This is a genomic window from Actinomyces minihominis, from assembly GCF_900187855.1.
GTDB lineage: Bacteria > Actinomycetota > Actinomycetes > Actinomycetales > Actinomycetaceae > Scrofimicrobium > Scrofimicrobium minihominis.
In genome coordinates this window covers 72918-94530 of the sequence record NZ_FYEG01000005.1, presented here as the reverse complement: position 1 = coordinate 94530, position 21613 = coordinate 72918, and the positions used below count along the sequence as shown (strand labels likewise).

At 60.5% G+C, this 21613-nt stretch carries 23 protein-coding genes; 4 read left to right on the top strand and 19 right to left on the bottom strand.

Going from position 1 to position 21613, the window contains the following annotated elements; all coding sequences use genetic code 11:
• Positions 1–37: 37 nt before the first annotated feature.
• Positions 38–823 (top strand): 2-oxo-hept-4-ene-1,7-dioate hydratase, encoded by a 786-nt coding sequence (gene hpaH, locus CS903_RS06515; RefSeq protein WP_099332746.1) that lies wholly within the window; start codon positions 38–40, stop codon positions 821–823.
• Positions 808–1626 (top strand): aldolase/citrate lyase family protein, encoded by an 819-nt coding sequence (locus tag CS903_RS06510; RefSeq protein WP_099332745.1) that lies wholly within the window; start codon positions 808–810, stop codon positions 1624–1626. Before hpaH ends, CS903_RS06510 begins: the two co-directional genes overlap by 16 nt.
• Positions 1627–1637: 11 nt before the next feature.
• Here the strand turns inward: CS903_RS06510 and CS903_RS06505 are convergent, their stop codons facing one another.
• Together CS903_RS06505 and CS903_RS06500 are read right to left on the bottom strand one after the other, a co-directional pair.
• Positions 1638–2012: an acyl carrier protein gene (locus tag CS903_RS06505; RefSeq protein WP_099332744.1), complete on the bottom strand. Its 375-nt coding sequence runs from the start codon at positions 2010–2012 to the stop codon at positions 1638–1640.
• Between the two features lie 2 nt (positions 2013–2014).
• Positions 2015–2515 carry a DUF3145 domain-containing protein gene (locus CS903_RS06500; RefSeq protein ID WP_099332743.1) on the bottom strand — a complete coding sequence of 167 codons (501 nt, stop codon included), beginning with the start codon at positions 2513–2515 and terminating at the stop codon, positions 2015–2017.
• Between the two features lie 261 nt (positions 2516–2776).
• On the opposite strand from CS903_RS06500, the gene wecB reads away from it, so the two are divergent.
• Complete coding sequence (wecB, locus tag CS903_RS06495; RefSeq protein ID WP_099332742.1) at positions 2777–3898, top strand: non-hydrolyzing UDP-N-acetylglucosamine 2-epimerase; 1122 nt, start codon at positions 2777–2779, stop codon at positions 3896–3898.
• Positions 3899–3974: 76 nt separating this feature from the next.
• Here wecB and def read toward each other — a convergent pair whose 3' ends face one another.
• The 13 genes from def to rpsB all read right to left on the bottom strand — a co-directional run bounded on the left by def (position 3975) and on the right by rpsB (position 16439).
• On the bottom strand, positions 3975–4466 hold the full coding sequence (gene def / locus CS903_RS06490) for a peptide deformylase (RefSeq protein ID WP_099332741.1): 492 nt from the start codon (positions 4464–4466) through the stop codon (positions 3975–3977).
• Between the two features lie 5 nt (positions 4467–4471).
• Positions 4472–6310, bottom strand: coding sequence for a proline--tRNA ligase (locus tag CS903_RS06485; protein ID WP_099332740.1), 1839 nt, complete (start codon positions 6308–6310; stop codon positions 4472–4474).
• A 7-nt stretch (positions 6311–6317) separates the two neighbouring features.
• Positions 6318–6854: a hypothetical protein gene (locus CS903_RS06480; RefSeq protein WP_129587614.1), complete on the bottom strand. Its 537-nt coding sequence runs from the start codon at positions 6852–6854 to the stop codon at positions 6318–6320.
• Positions 6847–7974 (bottom strand): flavodoxin-dependent (E)-4-hydroxy-3-methylbut-2-enyl-diphosphate synthase, encoded by a 1128-nt coding sequence (ispG, locus tag CS903_RS06475; RefSeq protein ID WP_099332738.1) that lies wholly within the window; start codon positions 7972–7974, stop codon positions 6847–6849. The genes CS903_RS06480 and ispG overlap by 8 nt, the downstream gene beginning before the upstream one ends.
• A gap of 52 nt (positions 7975–8026) precedes the next feature.
• A complete protein-coding gene (locus CS903_RS06470; protein WP_242491781.1) occupies positions 8027–9277 on the bottom strand; it encodes a M50 family metallopeptidase in 1251 nt (416 codons plus the stop codon).
• Between the two features lie 3 nt (positions 9278–9280).
• The gene (dxr, locus tag CS903_RS06465) at positions 9281–10537 is read right to left on the bottom strand and encodes a 1-deoxy-D-xylulose-5-phosphate reductoisomerase (RefSeq protein ID WP_099332737.1); all 1257 of its coding nucleotides are present in this window, start codon (positions 10535–10537) and stop codon (positions 9281–9283) included.
• Positions 10534–11088 (bottom strand): DivIVA domain-containing protein, encoded by a 555-nt coding sequence (locus tag CS903_RS06460; RefSeq protein ID WP_099332736.1) that lies wholly within the window; start codon positions 11086–11088, stop codon positions 10534–10536. Before CS903_RS06460 ends, dxr begins: the two co-directional genes overlap by 4 nt.
• A complete protein-coding gene (gene rlmN / locus CS903_RS06455; RefSeq protein ID WP_207203776.1) occupies positions 11088–12311 on the bottom strand; it encodes a dual-specificity RNA methyltransferase RlmN in 1224 nt (407 codons plus the stop codon). The genes CS903_RS06460 and rlmN overlap by 1 nt, the downstream gene beginning before the upstream one ends.
• 5 nt (positions 12312–12316) lie before the next feature.
• Entirely contained in the window at positions 12317–13207 is an 891-nt protein-coding gene (locus CS903_RS06450; protein ID WP_099332734.1) for a phosphatidate cytidylyltransferase, read from the bottom strand.
• A 51-nt stretch (positions 13208–13258) separates the two neighbouring features.
• On the bottom strand, positions 13259–13816 hold the full coding sequence (gene frr, locus CS903_RS06445) for a ribosome recycling factor (RefSeq protein ID WP_099332733.1): 558 nt from the start codon (positions 13814–13816) through the stop codon (positions 13259–13261).
• A gap of 4 nt (positions 13817–13820) precedes the next feature.
• Positions 13821–14555, bottom strand: coding sequence for a UMP kinase (pyrH, locus tag CS903_RS06440; protein ID WP_207203775.1), 735 nt, complete (start codon positions 14553–14555; stop codon positions 13821–13823).
• A 174-nt stretch (positions 14556–14729) separates the two neighbouring features.
• Positions 14730–15563 carry a translation elongation factor Ts gene (gene tsf, locus CS903_RS06435; protein ID WP_099332731.1) on the bottom strand — a complete coding sequence of 278 codons (834 nt, stop codon included), beginning with the start codon at positions 15561–15563 and terminating at the stop codon, positions 14730–14732.
• 30 nt (positions 15564–15593) lie between these two features.
• Positions 15594–16439 (bottom strand): 30S ribosomal protein S2, encoded by an 846-nt coding sequence (rpsB, locus tag CS903_RS06430; RefSeq protein ID WP_099332730.1) that lies wholly within the window; start codon positions 16437–16439, stop codon positions 15594–15596.
• 389 nt (positions 16440–16828) lie between these two features.
• Between rpsB and CS903_RS06425 the strand changes: the two genes are divergently transcribed.
• The gene (locus CS903_RS06425) at positions 16829–17329 is read left to right on the top strand and encodes a M23 family metallopeptidase (protein WP_164996703.1); all 501 of its coding nucleotides are present in this window, start codon (positions 16829–16831) and stop codon (positions 17327–17329) included.
• A 12-nt stretch (positions 17330–17341) separates the two neighbouring features.
• Here CS903_RS06425 and CS903_RS06420 read toward each other — a convergent pair whose 3' ends face one another.
• Genes CS903_RS06420 through CS903_RS06405 form a run of 4 tightly spaced genes read right to left on the bottom strand, consistent with a single transcriptional unit; the run spans position 17342 to position 21545 of the window.
• A complete protein-coding gene (locus CS903_RS06420) occupies positions 17342–18271 on the bottom strand; it encodes a tyrosine-type recombinase/integrase (protein WP_099332728.1) in 930 nt (309 codons plus the stop codon).
• 45 nt (positions 18272–18316) lie between these two features.
• On the bottom strand, positions 18317–19573 hold the full coding sequence (gene dprA, locus CS903_RS06415; RefSeq protein ID WP_099332727.1) for a DNA-processing protein DprA: 1257 nt from the start codon (positions 19571–19573) through the stop codon (positions 18317–18319).
• A complete protein-coding gene (locus CS903_RS06410) occupies positions 19570–21177 on the bottom strand; it encodes a YifB family Mg chelatase-like AAA ATPase (protein WP_164996702.1) in 1608 nt (535 codons plus the stop codon). Before CS903_RS06410 ends, dprA begins: the two co-directional genes overlap by 4 nt.
• The gene (locus CS903_RS06405) at positions 21174–21545 is read right to left on the bottom strand and encodes a YraN family protein (protein ID WP_207203774.1); all 372 of its coding nucleotides are present in this window, start codon (positions 21543–21545) and stop codon (positions 21174–21176) included. The genes CS903_RS06410 and CS903_RS06405 overlap by 4 nt, the downstream gene beginning before the upstream one ends.
• Positions 21546–21613: the final 68 nt, after the last annotated feature.

Genomic DNA, 21613 nt, shown 5'->3' with positions numbered 1-21613 from the left:
CCACCACCTTCATTTGAAACTTAGGAAGGATGCCCCCGTGCTGAGCGAAGACCAAGTTACCTCCATTGCAGATGAGTTGGCTGAGGCCGAGGAGTCGCGCACCATGATTCCGCTTCTCACCGCGCGCTACCCAGGGATGGAAGTAGAGGACTCCTACCGGGTCCAGGGACGCTGGGTGGAGCGCAGCCTAGCCAAGGGGCGTACCCTGGTCGGCCGCAAGATCGGCCTCACCTCCAAGGTGATGCAGGTCGCCACCGGCATCACTGAACCCGACTACGGCGCCATCTTTGACGACATGGTCTACGAAAACGGAGCGGAAATCCCCTTCGACCGCTTCTCTAACGTACGCATCGAAGTTGAGTTGGCCTTCCTCCTCAAAGAGGACCTGCGCGGTCCCTCCACCACCATCTTCGACGTCATGCGGGCGACCGAGTACGTCATTCCTGCCCTGGAGATCCTCTCCTCCCGCATCGAAATGCAGGGCCGCACCATCGTTGACACCATCAGCGACAACGCGGCCATGGGCGCCATGGTCTACGGCGGCAACCCCACGAAACCCGACGGCGTCGACCTGCGTTGGGTCTCTGCTCTGCTCTATCGCAATCAGATCATTGAGGAGTCCGGCGTTGCCGCCGCCGTCCTCAACCATCCGGCCACGGGCGTGGCTTGGCTGGCAGACAAACTGGCTGCCCACGGCGACTACCTCAAGGCTGGTGATCTGATCCTGGCGGGGTCCTTTACCCGACCGATGTGGGTCGAGCGTGGCGACACCGTCCTGGCCGACTACGGAGACCTGGGGACCATCTCATGTCGCTTCCTCTAAAGCCAACCTTCGCCCAGCACCTGGCTCACCGCCGTAGGGCTGGGGGGAGCGCACTGGCGGGCATGTGGCTCTGCTCCGGCTCCCCGGTCATGGCTGAGATCTGTGCTGGTTCAGGACTGGACTGGCTCCTCTTGGATGCCGAGCACTCCCCCCTCAGCCTGATGGACATGCAGGTCCAGTTGCAGGCCATTGCCGCCTACCCGATTACGGCGGCGATCAGGGTTCCTGCCGCCGACCCGGTCTTGATCAAGCAGATTCTGGATCTTGGTTCGCAAAATATCGTGGTCCCGATGATTTCCTCTGCCGCCGAGGCCGAAGCTGCTGTTACTGCCGCCTCCTACCCGCCGCGTGGTATCCGCGGGGTTGGGAGCGCCTTGGCGCGGTCGGGACGCTGGGGACGTATCCCGGGGTATCTGCAAGAGGCCTCCACTCACGTCAGTGTGACGATTCAGATCGAGTCGATGGAAGCGGTCGACAATGTTGCTGAGATCCTCGCTGTCGAGGGCGTCGACGCCGTCTTCATTGGCCCTTCAGACCTGGCAGCCTCAATGGGCTTGCTCGGTCAGCAGTCGCATCCCGACGTTGTTGCAGCCGCACACTCGGTGATCGCCGCGGCTCACGCTGCGGGCAAACCTGTTGGTATCAACGCTTTCGACCCCCAGGTGGCCCAGTCCTACCTCGAGGCGGGCGTCGACTTTCTACTGGTGGGCGCCGACGTCTCCCTGGTGGCACGTGGAAGTGAAGCGCTCGCCAAGCGGTTTGGCAGCCCCGCGGAGGGCGAAGCAAAACCAGCTCAGTACTAGGGGCTCGGCTGTCAGTCCTGCTCGGAGCTGAGGATATCTCTAGGGGTTCTCCACGCCTCTACCACCGGGTCGGGGAACTTGGCGCCCGCAAAGCGCTCTAGTTCTGCGACGAGTGCCCAGAGCGGCAGGCCCTGAATGTCAAGTTCATCCGCCAGGCTGGCATCAAAGTCGAAGTCCTCAGCCGACATGCCATTCAACTCGCAGATGGTGGCGATGAGCGTGGAGGCGAAGGTGGCCTCACCGCTTACCGAGGATTCGCCCTCGGCAGCCTCGACGGACTCATCCTCGACAACTTCTACCTGCTGGGGCGCACTGCTCGGTGAGGCTTCCCCGTCCCCACCGAACAGTGCTGCCAGAGCACCAAACTGATCGCCGATTGTCGACATGGCTAGCTCACGCGGTGAAGCCAGCGGACGGGGGCACCGGCACCCGCGTAACGGAACGGTTCCAGCTCATCATCCCAGGCCTGGCCGAGGGCGAGGTCGAGGGCGTCCCTCAGGTCCTCGTAGTTGTGGGCTGACTCGATAGCTGCTCGGACCTGGTTCTCAGAGACCACGACGTTCCCCGCAGAGTCCATCTGGTGGTGGAAGATACCAAGCTCCGGGGTATGGGACCAACGCGAGCCATCTGAATCCCGAGTGGCTTCCTCTGTGACTTCGTAGCGAAGGTGCTCCCACCCCCTCAGTGCAGAGGCGAGGCGAGCGCCGGTGCCAACCTCACCCACCCAGGACAGTTCGGCGCGCATCATCCCAGGAGCAGCCGGCTGGGCTGTCCATTCTAGGCGCACTTCACGCCCCAGGGCCGAAGCGGCCGCCCACTCTACGTGCGGCCCAAGCGCTGGGGGAACCGAGTGTACGAAAAGCACACCGCGGGTCGTTGTTCCTAGCATCGCTACCTCCCGTTAGTGACAAGGTTCGTCTTCCCCAACGTCCTTGCATCAACCAGGATGGCGATGGTCCAAGATTAGCCTGATCTGCCCCGCAACGCCAAGGTCCGAGTTATCACCCTCATCCTTGAAGCGGCTCCCCTGGGGTGCGGTTCAGCCAACTGATGCAAGGCACCATCACCCGGGCTCGGAAGCGGCTTTTGCCCACTCAGCGGTTTAGACTCGAGGCATAGTGGTCCACTGGGACACACAGAAGGAGAAGAAGTGAAGAAGGTTCTTTTTGTCTTCGGAACCCGCCCCGAAGCAATCAAGATGGCACCGATGATTCGCGAACTGAAGGGGCGCCCCGAAGAGTTTGAGGTCTCGGTCTGTGTGACCGGGCAACACCGGGAGATGCTGTACCAGGTTCTCGATTTCTTCTCCATCAAGCCGGACTTCGACCTCGAGGTTATGAAGCCCAACCAGAGTCTCTTCGGGGTGACATCGTCGATTCTGGTCGGACTTGAGCCAGTTCTCGATCAGGTTTCCCCCGATGTCGTCCTGGTCCAGGGTGACACGACCAGCGTTCTTGTTGGGGCACTGGGTGCCTTCTACAAGAAGATCAAAGTGGGACACCTCGAAGCTGGACTTCGCAGCGGCGACCTCTTCTCCCCCTTCCCAGAGGAAGGTAACCGCCTTCTTGCGACCCGCCTCACAGACTTCCATTTCACCCCCACACCCCAGGCCAGCGATAACCTCCTCGCTGAGGGCGTCGATGCCTCCAAGATTCACATGGTTGGCAACACCGTCATTGATGCTCTCTTCTGGGCGGTCGATATCCTCAAGGACCAGGGCGGAAATCCCCTGGAAGACCTGCTTCCCACCCTGGACTGGAGCAGGCGAATCGTCCTGGTGACCGGTCACCGCCGCGAGTCATTCGGTGATGGCTTCCAGCAGATGTGTGCAGCCATTTCCAGGCTCGCAACCGATAATCCCAACGTCGAGTTCATCTACCCGGTTCACCTCAACCCCAATGTTCAGAAGCCGGTTGAGAAGTACCTGTCAGGACAGCCCAACATCCACCTGATTGCCCCCCTCGACTACCCCAGGTTGATCTGGCTCATGGAACGCTCCTACTTCGTACTCACCGACTCGGGGGGAATCCAAGAGGAGGCCCCTTCACTGGGCAAACCCGTCCTCGTCATGCGCAATGTCACCGAACGTATGGAGGGCGTCACCGCGGGCACCGCGCGCCTGGTCGGCACCAACGAGCAGGCCATTTATGAGGCCGCTCAGACCCTGCTTCACGACGCTGAGTCCTACGATGCGATGGCGCACGCCGTAAACCCCTACGGTGATGGCACCGCAAGTCGCCAGATGGCTGACATTCTGGCTACTGCCAAGTAGCAGCACAGCGGCCAGCACCTAGAATTTGGGGCCCGCAGGTAATCAACCTGCGGGCCCCGAACTCTGCCAGATCAAACTAGAAGTTCGACTCCCGGATAGCCTTCAGAGCCTTGCGCCTGGTGGCACGATCAAGGCGGTCGATATAGAGCATCCCGTCAAGGTGGTCGGTTTCATGCTGGAGAGCACGGGCCATCAGCTCTTCGCCCTCAACAACAACCGGCTTCCCGTCAAGATCAACGCCCTCAACCCGCGCGTACCAGGCGCGTTCCGTCGGGAACCACAGGCCGGGAACCGAAAGGCACCCCTCATCCCCGTCCTGGTACTCCTCGGTCGAGACCTCTACCAGTTTGGGGTTAAGGACGTACCCGATGTCCCCATCGATGTTCCAGGAGAAGGCGCGAAGGCCCACCCCAATCTGGGTTGCGGCCAGCCCGGCCCGGCCGTCCATGTCAACGGTCTCAAGCAGGTCCTCGACCAGGGACTTTACCCGCTCATCAATATCCGTAATCCACTCGGTCGGCGTGCGCAGGATTGGATCACCAATGATGCGAATATCTCTAATAGCCATCCGGTCTAGTTCCCTTCCAGGTTCCCGAGAGCCACACTGTCAGATGCGATAAGCCTATTGTGTGCCTCGGTGAGTGAGATGAATGCGTCCTCAACCTTGACTTCGGTTCGCTCTCCTGAGCGACGTTCCCGAATCTCAACCACTCCGTTCTTGATCCCTCGACCAACCACAACCGCCAGGGGGACCCCCAGGAGCTCCGCATCGGCGAACTTGACCCCGGCGGAGGCCTGACGTCGATCATCCAGGAGGACGTCGAGACCCGAGGCGTCAAGATCTTCAGCGAGGGTAACGGCAGCTGTCTCCAGCTCTTCGCCCTTGCCGGCAACGATGACCTGAACATCGAACGGAGCCACGGAAGCCGGCCATGCCAGCCCCTTGTCGTCGTGGGTCACCTGTGCCAGCGAAGCTAGGGCGCGTGAGACACCAATCCCGTAGGAGCCCATGGTGACAGTACGTGCCTTACCATTCTCATCCAGGACCTTCAAACCGAGAGCTTCCGCGTACTTGCGCCCCAGCTGGAAGATGTGTCCGATCTCGATGCCACGGTGGAGACTAAGGGGACCGGAACCATCGGGAGCCGGATCGCCCTCACGAACATCAGAGGCTTCAATGTAGCCATCGACCTCGAAATCGCGCCCGCGAACCAGGCCAATCACATGCTGATCAACGCTGTTTGCGCCCGAGATCCACACCGTTCCCACTGCGATACGGGGGTCAACCAGGTACCTCACCGAACCCGTCACACTGCCGTCCTCAGCAACCACTCTCGCCGGTGAGTTCGGACCGATAGCTTCGGGGCCGATGTAGCCGGCCACCAGCTCGGGGTGTTTCTTGAAGTCCTCCTCGGTAGCAACCTCGACCTCAAGTGGAGCCAGAGATGCCTCGAGCCGCGCGGTATCAACCTCACGGTCACCGGGCACTCCCACAACGATCACTTCGCGGTTACCATTACCGTCAGTCACTGCGAAGACAACATTCTTCAGGGTGTCTGCTGCCTGCCACGGACGATCCTCACGCGGAGCCGCCGCGTTGACGGCCTCAACCAGGGTTTCGATTGTGTCCGCCCCTGGCGTGTCAACGAGGATGGCCTCTGGAAGTCCCTCAGTTGGTAGAGGTTCAGGCGAGGGCGTCGTGACTGCCTCTGAGTTCGCAACATAGCCGCCCGGAGAGGTCACAAAGGTATCCTCTCCGACCGGGCTGGGCATGAGGAACTCTTCTGACTTCGATCCGCCCATTGCCCCGGACATCGCAGAAACTATCACGTAGGGCAGTCCCAGACGAGTAAAGATGCGCTCATACGCATCCCGCTGGGCCTGGTAGGAATCATTGAGTTGATCATCAGTGAGGTCGAAGCTGTAGGCATCCTTCATCGAGAACTCGCGACCGCGCAGGAGGCCACCGCGGGCCCGGGCTTCGTCACGGAACTTGGTCTGAATCTGGTAGAGCGTTAGCGGTAACTCCTTGTAGGAGGAAACCATCTCTTTGACTAGGAGGGTGAACATCTCCTCATGGGTCGGTGCCAGCAAGTAGTCGTTACCTCGGCGATCCTTCAGACGGAAAAGGTTGGGCCCGTACTCTTCCCACCGGTTCGTGAGCTTGTAGGGCTCAGCTGGGAGCAGTCCAGAGAAAAGGACCTCCTGGGCACCAGCGCGAGCCATCTCCTCACGTATCACGGTCTCGACTTTACGCAGAACCTTCAGGCCCAGCGGAAGCCAGGTGTAGATACCGGGTGCGACGCGGCGGATGTACCCAGCGCGAACCAGCAGCTTATGGCTCTCTAGCTCGGCCTCAGCCGGATCCTCTCGCAGCGTCTTTACGAACAGCTGCTGCATTGTTGTGAGCATGTGACTCCTACTTGTCCTGCGAGGGCGAAGCGTCCGTTACGGTGCGCCGGATGCTACGTAGCTTGAGGCCGACGATGCCGGCGCTTGCAGTTAGTGCCAGCTTGGCGGCCGCGCGCCCAAACCTGGGCTCATGGACCAGATACCGCTCGCGGACCTGGATCAAAGTGGCTCCGCCCGCAGGTCGCAAAGCAACCGCAATCGAGGCGGTGAACAGGTCCATGTCCTTCTCTTCGACTCGAACCGGCGGTACTGTCTGCCAGACGATCAGGGCCGGGGCCTCCCGGTACACGACCTCAAGGCGCGTTCCAAGCAGCTTCTCGTAGGTCTCTTTCAGTTCGAGGACAGCTGGCCAGATAACTGCCGGTTCGACCTCGACAACCAGCGCACGATCACCCTGAATCTGCGCAGTGGGCAGTTCTAGGTCCCCGGGCATCGACACCTGCGTTTGGGACTTAGTGAGTCCAAGACGCGCAGGAAACCCGAAGTAGGTGACAGCGCCAACTGCCACCCCGGTCATAAGAAGTGACCTGGTCAGATTACGCAATGACCTCGACCTCTCCCTCTCCGGCTTCAAGCCCCATTTCCTCCGCGAGCGCGTTGGCGTGGCGAATCAGCGTTTCAACAATCTGGTCCTCGGGAACCGTCTCGACGACCTTGCCCTTGATAAAGATCTGACCCTTGCCGTTACCCGAGGCCACACCGAGATCAGCTTCTCGAGCTTCACCCGGACCGTTCACTACACAACCCATCACAGCGACGCGCAGGGGAACCGTGAGGTCCTTCAGTCCTTCAGTAACCTCTTCGGCGAGGGTGTAGACATCAACCTGGGCTCTACCACAGGAAGGGCATGAAACGATCTCCAGGGTACGCTCACGCAGACCCATCGACTGCAGGATCTGCAGTCCCACTTTGACCTCTTCCACGGGTGGCGCAGAAAGCGAAACACGAATGGTGTCGCCGATGCCCTCACGAAGGAGGGCTCCGAAAGCGGTGGCAGACTTGATGGTCCCCTGGAAGGCTGGGCCGGCTTCAGTCACCCCCAGGTGAAGGGGCCAGTCCCCCGCCTCGGAGAGAAGTTCATAGGCCCTGATCATCGTGACCGGGTCATTGTGCTTAACCGAGATCTTGAAGTCGTGGAAGCCGTGCTCTTCAAACAGGGATGCTTCCCAGACAGCCGACTCAACCAGTGCCTCGGGAGTCACCCCGCCGTACTTGGCGTACATGCGTCGATCGAGTGAACCCGCATTCACTCCGATGCGCAGCGACGTGCCGTGGTCGGCTGCCGCCTTCACGATCTCTCCGACCTGGTCGTCAAACCTACGGATGTTTCCCGGGTTGACGCGCACCGCAGCACAACCGGCCTCGATGGCCTGGAAGACGTACCGGGGCTGAAAGTGGATATCGGCGATTACTGGAATCGTTGACTGCCGGGCAATGATCGGCAGAGCCTCTGCATCCTTGTCAGTGGGACAGGCCACCCGTACGATGTCGCATCCGGCGGCGGTCAGCTCAGCAATCTGCTGCAGCGTGGCGCCGATGTCGTACGTCTTAGTAGTGGTCATTGACTGCACCGAAATTGGGCTGCCACCACCTACCGGGACGGATCCGACGTTGATTAGACGCGTCTTCTTCCGGGGGAAGGGCGTGTCTTTGACCTTGGGCATACCTAGCGAAACTTGACTCACAACTGCATTATCCCACCTGTTAGACAACTGGTTACACGAACGTAATTGGCTTCACGAGATCAGCGACGACCAGGATGAGCGTCATCACCATAAGAACCGCGAAAACGACATAGGAAACCGGCACCATGCGCGCCGTATCGGCCGGTAGGGGCTTCGGTTTGCCCCGCAACTTCGCGAAGGTGTTTCGCAACCCGCCCCACAGCGCCCCAACCACATGGCCTCCGTCAAGGGGTGGAAGCGGAATCAGGTTGAAGATGAACAGGGCCATGTTCAGGGCGCCGAGCAGCGACAACATCAATCCTGCGCGATCCAGGAACGAGACCCCGGAGGGAAGTCCGCCCTCGCCACCTGTAGTTGAGGGCGTCCCGGTAATCTCCCCGGCCAGACGCGCGACTCCGACGATGGAGAGTACTCCGCTTTGGTCCCTCTCCTCACCCGTGAAGAACGAGGTCGTCAACTCGTAGAGACTGACCGGGAGTGCAACCACCGCCTGCCCGGTGAGCTTCGTCTGCATCCAGATCGTTGAAGCCACATCGCCGACTGTGCCCCTCTGGCGCTCAACGGCGCTGACAACACCGAGGTAGCGTGACCCGTCCTCCGCGATCGTGGGCTCAGCCGTCAGCGTCAGAAGCTGTCCGTCACGCTCAACTACGACCTCAACCGGTTGCGAGGTCGCCTGAATTTGCTCGGTGAGACCCTGCCATGAGGAGATGGGTTTCCCATTCCACGAAGTGATGGTGTCCCCGGGTTCGATCCCGGCTGCCATCGCCGCGGACTCCCCTGCCCCCTCGGAAGTCGGCACTTCAGCAATGGTGGTCGAGGGGGCGTTCCAGCCGATTCCAAGCGTCACAATGGCAACCAGGAGCACCGCAATGAGCAGGTTCATGACCGGCCCACCGAGCATAATGATCAGCTTCTTTGGTGTTGATAGGGCATAGAACGGCACGCCCCGCATTCCCTCAGCAGCGGCTTCATCCAGCTCCAGACGGGACTGCTGGCGTGCCATCTCAGCCAGGGTCTCACGCCCGTCACGCTTGACCTTGGGTCCCTTTCCATCGGGGTAAAACATTCCGAGAATCCGTACGAATCCCCCGAGCGGGAGCGCCTTCAGCCCGTAGGTCGTCCCCTTCTTCTTGGTCTTCCACAGCGTCGGACCAAACCCGATCCAGTACTCCGGGACCAGGGCGCCAAACTTCTTCGCAGGAAGCATGTGCCCGAGTTCGTGAAGAGCAACGGAGATCAGCAGTCCTGCGACAAGGATGAAAAGACCAAGAAGGAACACGCGCTAATCCAGACTGGTTCGAAGTTGATCCAATCCAAGCAGCTCGGAGGATCGCGCGAAAGCCCACTCCTGGGTTCCGAGCACGTCCTCGAATGTTGGGTCCGTAACTCCGGTGTGTTCAGAAAGAACTTCCTCAACCGTGTCAACAATTGCTGTCCACGGCGTCATTCCCCGAAGAAATGCGTCAACCGCCACCTCGTTTGCAGCGTTCAGAACACTGGGGTGCGTAGCCGACGCAAGCAGTGCGTCGCGAGCCAGTCCCAATGCGGGGAAGGTCGCGTTGTCCACCGGTTCGAAGGTCCACGCAGTCGGGCTCTCCCATTCGAGAGGCCGACCAATGTCCTTCATATGGGTATGCCAGTCCAAACCGAGAGCGATCGGAAGACGCATATCCGGGTAGGAGGCCTGAGCAATGGTTGAGCCATCCTGCCAGGTCACCATGGAGTGAATGATCGACTGGGGGTGGACCACCGGCGTGATCTGCTGTGGTGCCACATCAAAGAGCAGCGCGGCCTCAATCAACTCCAGACCCTTGTTCATCAGGGTTGAGGAGTTCACGGTCACGACCGGCCCCATGGCCCAGGTCGGATGTGCCAGCGCTTCACTGGCCGTCACATTCTCCAGCTCCGCACGCTTCTTTCCCCGAAATGGACCGCCGGAAGCGGTCAAAACCAACGAGTGCAGTTCACTGCGGCCCGTGATGACAGGTGAGACCATGCCCTTCTCGTGGACTCCACTAAGGAGGGCTTGGGCAAGGGCGGAGTGCTCGGAGTCAACGGGAACGATCTGGCCCGGGTACTGGATGGCCGCATTGACCAGTGAACCACCGACGACCAGGGACTCCTTGTTAGCGAGGGCAAGACGGCTCCCGGCCCGCAGCGCCTCTAACGTGGAGGCGAGACCCACCCCTCCGGTGACCCCGTTGAGGACGGTAGTTCCGGGGAAACGCCCCGCGACCTCCTCCGTCGCTGCAGTTCCGGAGATCAGCTCTGATCCGGTCCTGTGGCACGCCACCGCCAGCAGGGAGGCCTCCGTGTTCGAGTCGGTCAGTTCCGCGGCACTCAGCTGCCGAGCCACCGCAACCACGGAGGGACGAAACCTAATCACCTGCTCCGAGAGCAGCGCCAGGTTAGAACCCCCCGCAGCGAGACCAACGACCTCGAACCGATCAGCATGCCTATCAACAACCTCTAGAGCCTGCGTCCCAATTGAGCCTGTCGATCCCAGGATGGTGACCTGAATCGGTGAAACTGCGGTCACGAGACCGCCATCAAGACCCGGGTAGCAGCCCCTAGAAATGCATCAACCTGAGCCTCGTTATAAGCGGCTTCACCGCGCGCTGACTTGAAGGTGACCGTCCTTATCGCTGCCTCAGTGACGTTGTCGCGGTCGTCAAAGAACGCTGCAATACGATCGAGAAATGCATCGACCTCGACTGCTGAGTAGCCCCGCGCACGTCCCTCGGGGTGCAGGAAACGGTCCCCCTGCGGCCTAAGTAGGCGGGGGTAGAGGACGGTCGCATCATCGGCGATCTTCTCAAACCACTTGTTCTCACCGTGTTCGGCAACGAAATTGGACCGGTCTCGCTGGATGAAGGCAGCCTCAAGCCGGTTCAAAGCGGCATCAACCGGCTTGGGGTCGTAGCCGCCGCGAACCAGGTCGAAAGCCGCGGTGTAGATCTGCTCCGCCGAGAATGTGTCTGCGGGGACTCCGCCCTCATAGGCGGTCCGGGACTCTGCAAAAAACGCATCCACCTGCTCCGGGTTGTAGCCGCGAGACAGTCCCTTCACCATGGGAAACAGGTCACTCATCAGTCCTCCTTGGTTGTGGCGGTCGCCTTCTCGGCGTTCTTCTGCGCCCAGTTTGTCGCAAGTTGCCCGCAGGCGCCGTCAATATCCGCACCGCGAGTATCGCGAACCGTTGTCCGGATGCCATTGTCACGCAAGATGCGTACGAACTCATTCTGTGCCGCCCTCGTCGAGGCAGTCCAGATCGAGTTTGGCGTGGGGTTGAGCGGGATCGGATTTACGTGTGCCCATCCGTGTCCCCGCTTATTTAACTCATCCGCCAGGAGTGCGGCGCGCCACGGCTGATCGTTCATATCCTGGATGAGGGCGTACTCGATGGAGACCCGACGGCCGGTCTTAACGAAGTAGGCGCGTGCGGCATCAAGCAGCTCACCCACCTTCCAGCGGGAGTTAATCGGAATGAGCTCGTCCCGCAGGTCATCATCGGGAGCATGCAGGGAAACTGCCAGGGTCACCGGCATTCCCAGGGTCTTCAGTTTGCTGATTCCAGGAACGAGGCCGACTGTGGACACGGTGACATTGCGCGCAGACATACCGAACCCCTGAGGAGAGGGATCGAGCAGACGGTGAAGCGTCTCCGTAACAGCACGGATGTTGGCCAGGGGTTCACCCATCCCCATGAAAACAACGTTGGTGAGGTTTCGAGGCCCCCCGGGAAGACTTCCTGACTCGCACTCAACTCGGGCAAGTCGCACCTGCTCGACGATCTCTGCGGTAGAGAGATTTCGGGTTAGTCCCATCTGGCCGGTTGCGCAGAAAGGACATGCCATGCCGCAGCCGGCCTGCGAAGAAATACACAGGGTGACGCGATCCGGATATGCCATCAGCACACTCTCGACGAGGACACCGTCATAAAGGCGCCACAGGGTCTTGATTGTTTCACCCCCGTCAGCAATCTGACGGCTGGCTTCTGTAACAAGAGACGGCAGCATGGTCTTGGCCGCGCCCTCTCGAACAGCTTCGGGAAGATCGGACATCTCTGCTGGATCGGCCAGGTTGTGTGAGAAGTAGTGGCGGGACATCTGGTCGGCGCGAAACGCGGGAATCCCCAGGTCCTTGGCCCACTCCTTACGCTTTGCCATATCCAGGTCAGCCAGGTGAACCGGTGGCTTCCCACGCCGTTTGGCTGTGAAGCTAAGGACCGGTCTTGCATCGGGGCTAACCGCACCTTCGGGGGGCTGGTCCGTGGGGCGTACCTCTCTGCGCCTGCCGGGTTGCTCAATCACTTCTTCTACCAACCTAGGGCTAGGGAGTAAATCAGGAAAAATGCCGGAGCCGCGAAGAGCAGCGAATCAAGGCGATCCATAATACCCCCGTGCCCGGGCATGATAGAAGACATATCTTTCAGACCTACGTCACGCTTGATCAGTGACTCTGTAAGGTCGCCAAGGGTACCCAGTACCGCGCCCGCCACGGCGAACACGAACAGCCACCACCATTCAATCCCCATCACCAGTGTGGCCACCCAGCCGGCCGCACCACACATGATGACCGACCCGGCAAAACCCTCCCAGGACTTCTTCGGAGATAGCTTTGGAGCCATCGGGTGCTTGCCAAACATGACACCGGCCATCCAGCCTCCAAGATCGTTGCAAACCACCACAACGACAAAGAACACCAGGGGCCACGGAGAATCAGTCCGCTGAGACATCAGGCCGACAAAGGAAGCCATGAACGGGATGTAGACAATGGTGAAGATCGTTGCCATCACATCCATGATCGGACGACCTGGCATATCCACCGCGAAGATCCTCCAGGCCGTGGCCACCAGAATGGTCAGGTACATGGAGTACATGACCCATTCCTCGGACCCCAGGGAACCCGCCACAAACATTGCGATCCCACCCAGGTAAACCGGGATGAGGACCACATTCAGCTGCTTACGAGCCAGGGCCCCCGCAATCTCCCACGTGGCAAGAACTATGAGGATTCCAACGAAAACCAAGAAGAGATTTCGGGCAAAGAAAAGAGCCAGGGCAACCGTTGTGAGGAGAATCAGTCCGGATGTGACAGCAGCCGGCAGATTTCGTCCCGCCCGCCCTGTAGCTGGAAGGGGGGTGGTGTCAGGTGTGGGACCCGGGTTGAAGACCCGGGCCAACACGGACTGGTTTTTCTGGCTCATTCCTCGGGAGTTTCTACTGGTCGATCACAGATTGTCGTGGGTTGGCGTGACCTAGACGGTCAGAAGTTCCGCTTCCTTCGATGCCAGTGCGGCGTCGACCATGTCGACATACTCCTTTGTGGTGGCCTCGAGTGCCTTCTCAGCACGCTCGGCCTCGTCCTCACCAATCTCGCCGTCCTTCTTCAACGTCTCGATCTGGTCCTTCGATTTACGCCTAATGGCACGGACGGCGATACGTCCCTCTTCTGCGCGAGTCTTGGCCTGCTTGACGTACTCCTTACGGCGGTCTTCTGTGAGAGCCGGGAGAATGACACGAATAACCTTGCCGTCATCATTCGGATTCACCCCGAGATCGGACTCACGAATAGCGTGAATGATCTCGTTGACAGCATTGCGGTCAAACGGGGAAATGAGGACGGTACGCGCCTCGGGGATGTTGATCGTCGCAAGCTGCTGGAGGGGCGTCGGTGCACCGTAATAGTCAACCATGAGCGAGGTGAACATGGCCGGGTTAGCGCGGCCGGTCCGGATGCTCGCAAAATCGTTCTGCGTGGCTTCGACGGCCTTACCCATCCGGTCTTCGGTATCCAAGAGAATTTCGTCAATCACTGTCTTACTTCCCATCCTGGTTGATAGTGGTGGTCACCAATGTTCCGATTGTCTCACCCATGAGGGCCCGCGTGATGTTGCCCGGCTCATTCATGCCAAAGACTCGCATTGAGAGTCCATTCTCTTGACAGAGGGCGAATGCGGCTGCATCGACGACACGAAGCTGACCCTTCAATGCGTCATCGTATGTGAGCGTCTGCAAAAGTTGTGCGTTTGGGTCCAGCTTGGGGTCCGCGGTGTAGACGCCATCAACGCCGTTCTTTGCCACCAGCAGCTCATCGCAGTGGGTTTCGAGGGCGCGCTGCGCAGCAACGGTATCCGTCGAGAAAAAGGGCATTCCTGAACCAGCCCCAAAGACTACGACACGACCCTTCTCCATGTGCCGAATAGCTCTGAGGGGAATGTACGGTTCGGCAACCTGCGTCATCGTGATGGCCGTCTGGACGCGGGTTGCTGCCCCCGCCTTGTCCAGGAAGTCTTGAAGTGCAAGGGCGTTCATGACGGTTCCCAGCATGCCCATGTAGTCGGCACGCGCACGATCAAGCCCGTACTCGGAAAGCTCAGCTCCACGATAGAAGTTACCGCCGCCAACGACAACTGAAACCTGGACACCCGCGCTCACAGCTGCGACAATCTGCTCTGCAACCTGGCGGATCACCTCGGGGTCAAGGCCGACCTTCCCGCCCCCGAACACTTCTCCCGAGAGCTTGAGCAGAACCCTACGTCGTTTGCTGGCCATCCTGGCTCCTTCCATAGGCATACGAGCAGAAGTTTAGGCGACAGACAGCCCTGTCGGTCGCCATACCGACGCGATGCGAACCCCGTCACTATGTGAACCGGGCTTTACAAAGTTCCGGTTAAGGGAGGGCTCCCACCCTCTGACGAGGACGGGAGCCCAAACCACTAGTTCCTACTAGGCGCCAACCTGGAAGCGAACGAACTCGGAAACTGTCGAGCCCTCACTGTCCAGTACCTTTCCAACGGAAACAGAAGGATCCTTGGCGTAGTCCTGCTCGAGGAGCGTGTTCTCCTTGTAGAACGCTGAGAGGCGACCCTCAACGATCTTCGGAACGATGTGCTCCGGCTTGCCCTCGTTGAGGGTAATTGCCGTCAGGGTTTCACGCTCGGTGTCAATGACCTCCGAGGGGATGACGTCCTTGTGGAGCCAGCGGGGCTTGAACACGGCGATGTGCATCGCAATGTCGCGCGCAACCTTCTCACCCTTCTCATCCGTGGCCACGAGGACACCGATCTGGGCCGGGAGGTCAGCGCTGGTCTGGTGCAGGTAAAGGCCGACGTAGTCGCCCTCAACTCGAGCCACACGGCTCACAACAACCTTCTCACCGATCTGCGCACCCATGGCGTCAACCAGGTCCTGGACGGTCTCTTCACCCGAAGGTGCTGCCATCAGCGCCTCGAGGTCAGCGGCCTTCGATGCTACTGCAGCTGCCAGGACCTCGTTTGCAAAGCCAATGAACTTGTCGTTCTTGGCAACGAAGTCGGTCTCAGAGTTGACCTCAACCATGATGCCGACCCTGTTGTCGTCCGAGACAGATGCGACGATAAGGCCAGCGGAGGCTTCACGACCCTCACGCTTTGAAAGGGACTTGAGGCCCTTCATGCGGATAATCTTCATTGCCTCATCGAAGTTACCTTCGGCTTCGACGAGGGCGTTCTTGACGTCCATCATGCCGGCGCCAGTTGCCTCGCGCAGAGCCTTCACGTCAGCAAGTGTGTACTTTGCCATTCCTAGGTTTCTCCTGTCGGTAGATTCTGCTCAGGCCTGGTCGGCAGCGTCAGCTGCGACCTCAGCAACCTCGGCTTCAACTGCGACCGCAGCCTCCTCGGTTGCCGACTTCTCGAGGAGCTCGCGCTCCCACTCAGCCAGAGGCTCAGCTGCGTCCGCTGCTGCCGAGTCATCCTTCTTGGGGGCCGAGCGAGCCAGCAGACCCTCTGCAACGCCGTCAGCGATGACGCGGGTCAGGATGGAGACGGAGCGAATGGCATCGTCATTACCCGGGATCCCGTACTCGACCTCATCCGGGTCAGAGTTCGTGTCAAGGATGGCGATGACGGGGATGTTCAGCTTGGCTGCCTCAGCAACTGCAAGGTGATCCTTGGGGGTGTCAACGACCCAGATAGCCGAGGGAACCTTGCCCATGTCACGGATGCCGCCCAGGGTTCGGGAGAGCTTGTCACGCTCGCGGCGCTTCATCAGAAGTTCCTTCTTGGTGAAGCCCGAGGAAGCGACGTCATCGAAGTCGACCTGCTCGAGTTCCTTCAAACGTGCGAGACGCTTGGAAACAGTCTGGAAGTTGGTGAGCATGCCGCCGAGCCAACGGTGGTTAACGTAGGGCATACCAACGCGCGAAGCCTGCTCTGCAACTGCTTCCTGGGCCTGCTTCTTGGTGCCAACAAAGAGGATTGTGCCACCGCGGGTGACGGTCTCCTTGACAAATTCGTAAGCCGAGTCGATTGCCTTGAGGGTCTGCTGGAGGTCGATGATGTAGATACCGTTACGCTCCGTGAGGATGTAGGGCTCCATCTTGGGGTTCCAGCGACGGGTCTGGTGACCGAAGTGCACACCACTCTCGAGCAGTTGACGCATGGTTACAACAGCCATGTTCGTCCTTTCGTTGCCGAAGCAACATCTTGCGGGCCCGGAGGCCCTGGTTTTGGTTATGTCTGCAGTCATGACTGGTAAGTCATGATGCAAAGCCTGGTGCCATGACCGAGAGCGCCTTAGGACCATCGCCCCCGCGTCCCGTTGCCACAGGTTTGGACCACCTGCACAGACGGAAAATGACACGCGAAGTCACCTGCGAACAGGTGCTCGACAAGTCTAGGGCAAGAAGACGCTTGGGCATCACCCCCACCGTGTGAGTCCCGACCCATAAAAGTGACCCACAGGGCCGTTTCTACGGCGCAATCCCCCGGGTGGCAGGGCCGCCCCACCGGTGGGACTCCCAGTCCAAGAAGATGGGATGGACTAGAAGATTGGAGGCGGTCAGTTTGCACGCAGCAACCGGAAGCTTGATTCCCCTTGCAAGTCTGGTAGCCCTCTCCGCGCTGCTCCTCCCGGGAGTCGACCGGTTGGATCTCGAGGGGTCAGCTTCGGCTTGGTCCTGGCCTACAGGTAATGCCGTTCCCGTCAACCGCGCCTTTGACCCACCCGAGCTGCCCTGGCTGCGGGGCCACCGGGGCGTTGATATTGCCGCACCTGTTGGTTCGGTTGTGGCGGCTCCCGCAAGCGGCACGGTCGTACATGCGGGCCTTGTCTTTGATCGTCAGTCTGTTTCTATTCTCCATGATGATGGTTTGCGCTCTACCTATGAGCCCGTTGTTCCCCTGGTCCAAACCGGCCAGTCCGTTCGGCGCGGGGACCCGATTGCGACCGTCGAGGATGGGCATTCCCCCGGGACTCTGCACTGGGGAGCCCGCTTTGGAAAGAATGAGTATGTCGACCCCACTCGACTTCTGTTCGGCCCTTCTGTCTTGAAGCCGGTGGACTGACCAGTCAGTCTTTTAGGCACGAGGATGGCTGCGCAGGAAGACCTCACGCAAACGTCGAGAGTCTACGTGGGTGTAGCGCTGTGTGGTCTGAAGTGAAGAGTGTCCCAGATAGTCCTGGACAAACCGCAGGTCAGCCCCCTCTTCAAGAAGGTGGGTGGCAGAGGAATGCCGTAGGTCGTGCGGGGCAACATCACGAACCTGTGCCCGCGCCGACAGTTTATGGAGGCTTCCTCGAACGATTCTTACGTCGAGGCGCCCTCCCCGCTTACCAAGGAACAGCGCGTCGGCAGGAGAGTTGGGACCCACCAGTTCCTGGCGCACCGCAACCCATGCTTTGAGTGCCCGGGACGCCGGCACTCCGAACGGGGCTACGCGCTGCCTGTTTCCTTTCCCATGGACACGGACGGTGTGGGCTGCGAAATCAATATCGTCAAGATTGAGGCCCACCAGCTCTGCGACACGCAGAGCTGCGGAGTAGAGCAACTCCACGGCAGCCCAGTCTCGGATGGCTTCGGCACCACCGTCCCCCTCCTCCGCTCCTTGGCGAGCCCTCTCGAGTAACTCTTCAACTTCGTGTTGAGTCAGGACCGTGGGAAGCCTGGAATCGGGTTTGGCGACCTCAAGCACAGATGCCGGGTCGGTGGGAAGCACTCCCTCGGCGAGTAGGTACCCGGTGAAGGCTCGCACCGCAGCTGCATTGCGTGCCACCGTCGAACGAGCGTGGTTGGTGATGGTTCGCCCGGCCAGCCAGGCACGAAGATTCCGGGTGGTGAGGCCCCCTGCCAGTTCCACGGCTGGCGCATCGAGGGGCACTGAGCAGAACTCAAGCAGCTGGCGAATGTCTGCGCGATAGGCGCGCACCGTGTTGTCACTGCGTCCCAGTCGCATTCTCAGGAGTCGCTCCCACTGCTCCACCACTTCACCAACGGTTTGTTGAGTCATTCTCCGATGTTACTCACCTCCAACCTGGGCAGCCGAGCTTCCCGGTTATGACGCCCGTGCCCACTTTTCCCCCTCACGATGCGCCAGGTTCGCAAGGTTGAGGGAGAGGAGCGCACCTCCGACCTCCTCGGCGGAGAGTCCAGCCGCCCTCACGACCCGGGCCACCGAAGTGGCACTGACTGCCGGAAGGGCTTCGTAAACTCTGCGAGCCACCGGGTCAAGAGTCGCCAGTTTGCCATCGATCTGGCTGGTGGGGGCATAGGGGTTTCGTGAAACCAGCGGCTTTCGCTCCCCCTCGTCCAAATGCCCTGCCGCCCCAACCCCCACCATGATCTCAATGACATCTCGAGCTGACTCGACCAGGGCGGCCCCCTCTTTAATCAGGGAGTGTGGGCCGGTGGAGGCAGAGGAGGTTACCGGGCCGGGGATGGCGGCTACATCTCGGCCAAGTTCAACGGCGCGATTAGCTGTAGCAAGGGCCCCGGACCGCAGACCGGCCTCGGGAACCACGGTGATGTCACCCCATGCGGCTATCAGGCGGTTGCGCTCGAGAAAACGCCAGCGAGCAGGACGGAATCGTGGTGGTACTTCCGCAACAATGGCCCCACCTTCGGCAAGAACTCGTTCGAAAAGGCTCTCATTTCCAGGGGGATAGAGGCTTCCGAGTCCCCCGCAAATCACCGCTACAGTCGGTGGTCCACCGCCGGAGGACAGGCCGTTCTCAACGGAGCGGGCACGGCGATCAACCGCCGCATCGAGGGCCCCTCGGTGGGCCGCAGCGTCGATCCCGTAGGCTCCTCCGGAGACGACCGTCAACCCGGCCTCAGCCAGATCGAACGCCATTTCAGAGGCCACGCGCATTCCGTATGCGGATGCGGCCCTCGCGCCAACTATGGAGACCGCCGGTTCCTCCGTTGAGCTCACCAGCTTCCCACCCCTGACCCAAAGAGCTGCCGGTGCGCGATCCTCGAGGTCATTGAGAGGGGTGGGCCATTCGGTATCCCCGGGGGTGACGAGGCGTCCCCCCATTTTCTCTAGCTGAGCCAGATCACGTTCGACATTGAGGTCCTCAAAACGTGGTTGCCAACGACGGTGAGCTGCCCGCCATCCCGCAGCGGCCCCCGCCCCCGTTTGTCCCGCGGGCCCGGGGACCCCTTCCGGAGGGCTACCGTAGGGTTCGGCAGCCCAGTGAAGAGCTCCGGCATCACCGAGGTTTCGCCTCAGGGTTCCGGCCCAGATGTCCCCTGGTTCAGCGAGGTTCGACCACGCTGCCGCCACCCAGTTTGCATCGTCATATTTCATCTGATTCTCTCCTCTTGGCCTCTCAGCTCAATGGCACGTGCCATGTCCTCTGTACTTGGGGTCTCATGTCCCTCCCAGTCGGCAACAGACCAGGCCAGACGCAGAATGCGGTCCGCGCCCCGAAGGGAGATCTGGCCGGACTCGATCGCCTTTTGCACCGCGTTGGCATCTGCGGGTGCCAACTGTGTGTGGTCCCGAAGGAACCGACCCGGGACCTCCGCGTTGACGCTCCAGGCCTCATTTCGCCATCGGAACGCAGCTCGCCTTCGAGCTTCTGTGGTTCGTTCGCGAAGCTCCGCGCTGGTTGGAGTCTGGTCACGGGTGAGAGCACTGTGGTGGGGGCGACTAATATGCAACCGGATATCCAGGCGATCCAGAAGCGGTCCAGAGATGCGCGCCCAGTAGCGATCTCTCTGTGCGTAACTGCAGCGGCACCTTTCGTCCCCACTTCGTATTGCTCCTCCGCAGGGACAGGGATTGGCAGTCATCACCATTTGGAACCGAGCGGGGAACTCAACGCGCTGCTGAGCCCTGTGGACCGCGATCATTCCGCTCTCAAGTGGCTGCCGCAGGGCATCAAGCACGCGGACCTGGAACTCCGGCGCTTCGTCGAGGACGAGTACCCCGGCATGAGCCAGAGAGACTGAGCCTGGCCGAACCGGACTACCCCCGCCTATCAAAGAAACGAGGGAAGCAGAGTGATGGGGCTGTTCAAGGGGAGGTCGGACAGCCAGATGATCGACCGGAGCGCTTCCTCCCACGAGTGATCGAAGCGCCGTGACCTGGACCGACTCAAACTTTGACAGGTCAGGGAGGACAGCCTGAAGCCGGGTAGCGAGCATTGTCTTACCAACACCCGGTGGCCCGAGCATAAGCATGTGGTGTCCTCCGGCTGCCGCGATCCCAAGAGCCTGAACCGCTTCAGGTTGACCTCGAACATCTGCAACATCCATCTCGGGGACCTCACCCTGGATCAGCATTCCGCCCCGGCTCTGGTGCGGGAGCGTGTCAGCTTCGAGCTGCATTCGCTGGTCAGTGAGGCCCTGAACGATCTCCCAACCCTCCAGGGAGTCAACCAGGGAGTGTCCCCGCTGACGAAAGACCGTGAGAATATCGGCCAGATGAGCCCCGCCCACCACCTCTATCCCCTCAACCAACCGCGCCTCCCCCATCATTTCCGGAGAGACTACGAGGCGGCTGAAACCGGCTTCGCGGGCCGCAAGCGCGATGGGTAGGGCTCCGGGAACCGGCTGCAAGGAGCCGTCGAGGCCCAGCTCGGCGGCAAAAACCGTTTCGGTTACCGCCAAGTTTGGCAGCTCACCTCGGGCTACCAGAACGGAAATCGCGATACCCAGATCAAACCCGGAGCCAGCTTTAGGTAGATCAGCCGGCGAGAGGTTGATGGTGACTCGCTTGTTGAGCGTCGGAACAGCGCAGGAGAAGAGGGCTGCACGCACCCGTTCTTTGGCTTCCCTGAGGGAGGCATCGGGCAGGCCGACGAGAGTCGTCCCGACGATGCCCGGACCAATGTGGGTTTGCACCTCGACGACGGTGCCGAGCAGTCCGGCAAGCGCAACCGTATAGGTTCGGGCCAGGGACGTCACTGACCCACATCTTTCAGCCAGTCGAATGCGGGGGTGTTGCTCTGATCCAACAGCACGCCGATGATGTCGAAGCGGTAGTCTCCCTGCCACCCTTCGCGGTAGGCCCAGGACAACCCGACCCGACGCATCTTGGCCAGCTTGTCTTCGGTGACTGCTTCAACCGGGAGGAAGTGGCTTCCCCGGCGCCTTGTTTTTACTTCAACAAAGACGGTGGTGTTACCGTCCTTGGTTACCAGGTCCAACTCGCCGTTGCGCCCGCTGCGCCAGTTCCGCGCCAAGATGACGTGGCCCTGACTCTCGAGGAAGTCCGCCGCAGCGTCCTCGCCAACCTTGCCGATCTTCCGGGGGCTATCCGTTGTTATGTTCACGGTCTCAGCATCGGTCTCGAACCAAATCGGCTCTACGGAGATCGTGGAGACCTGTGGATTGAACCGCC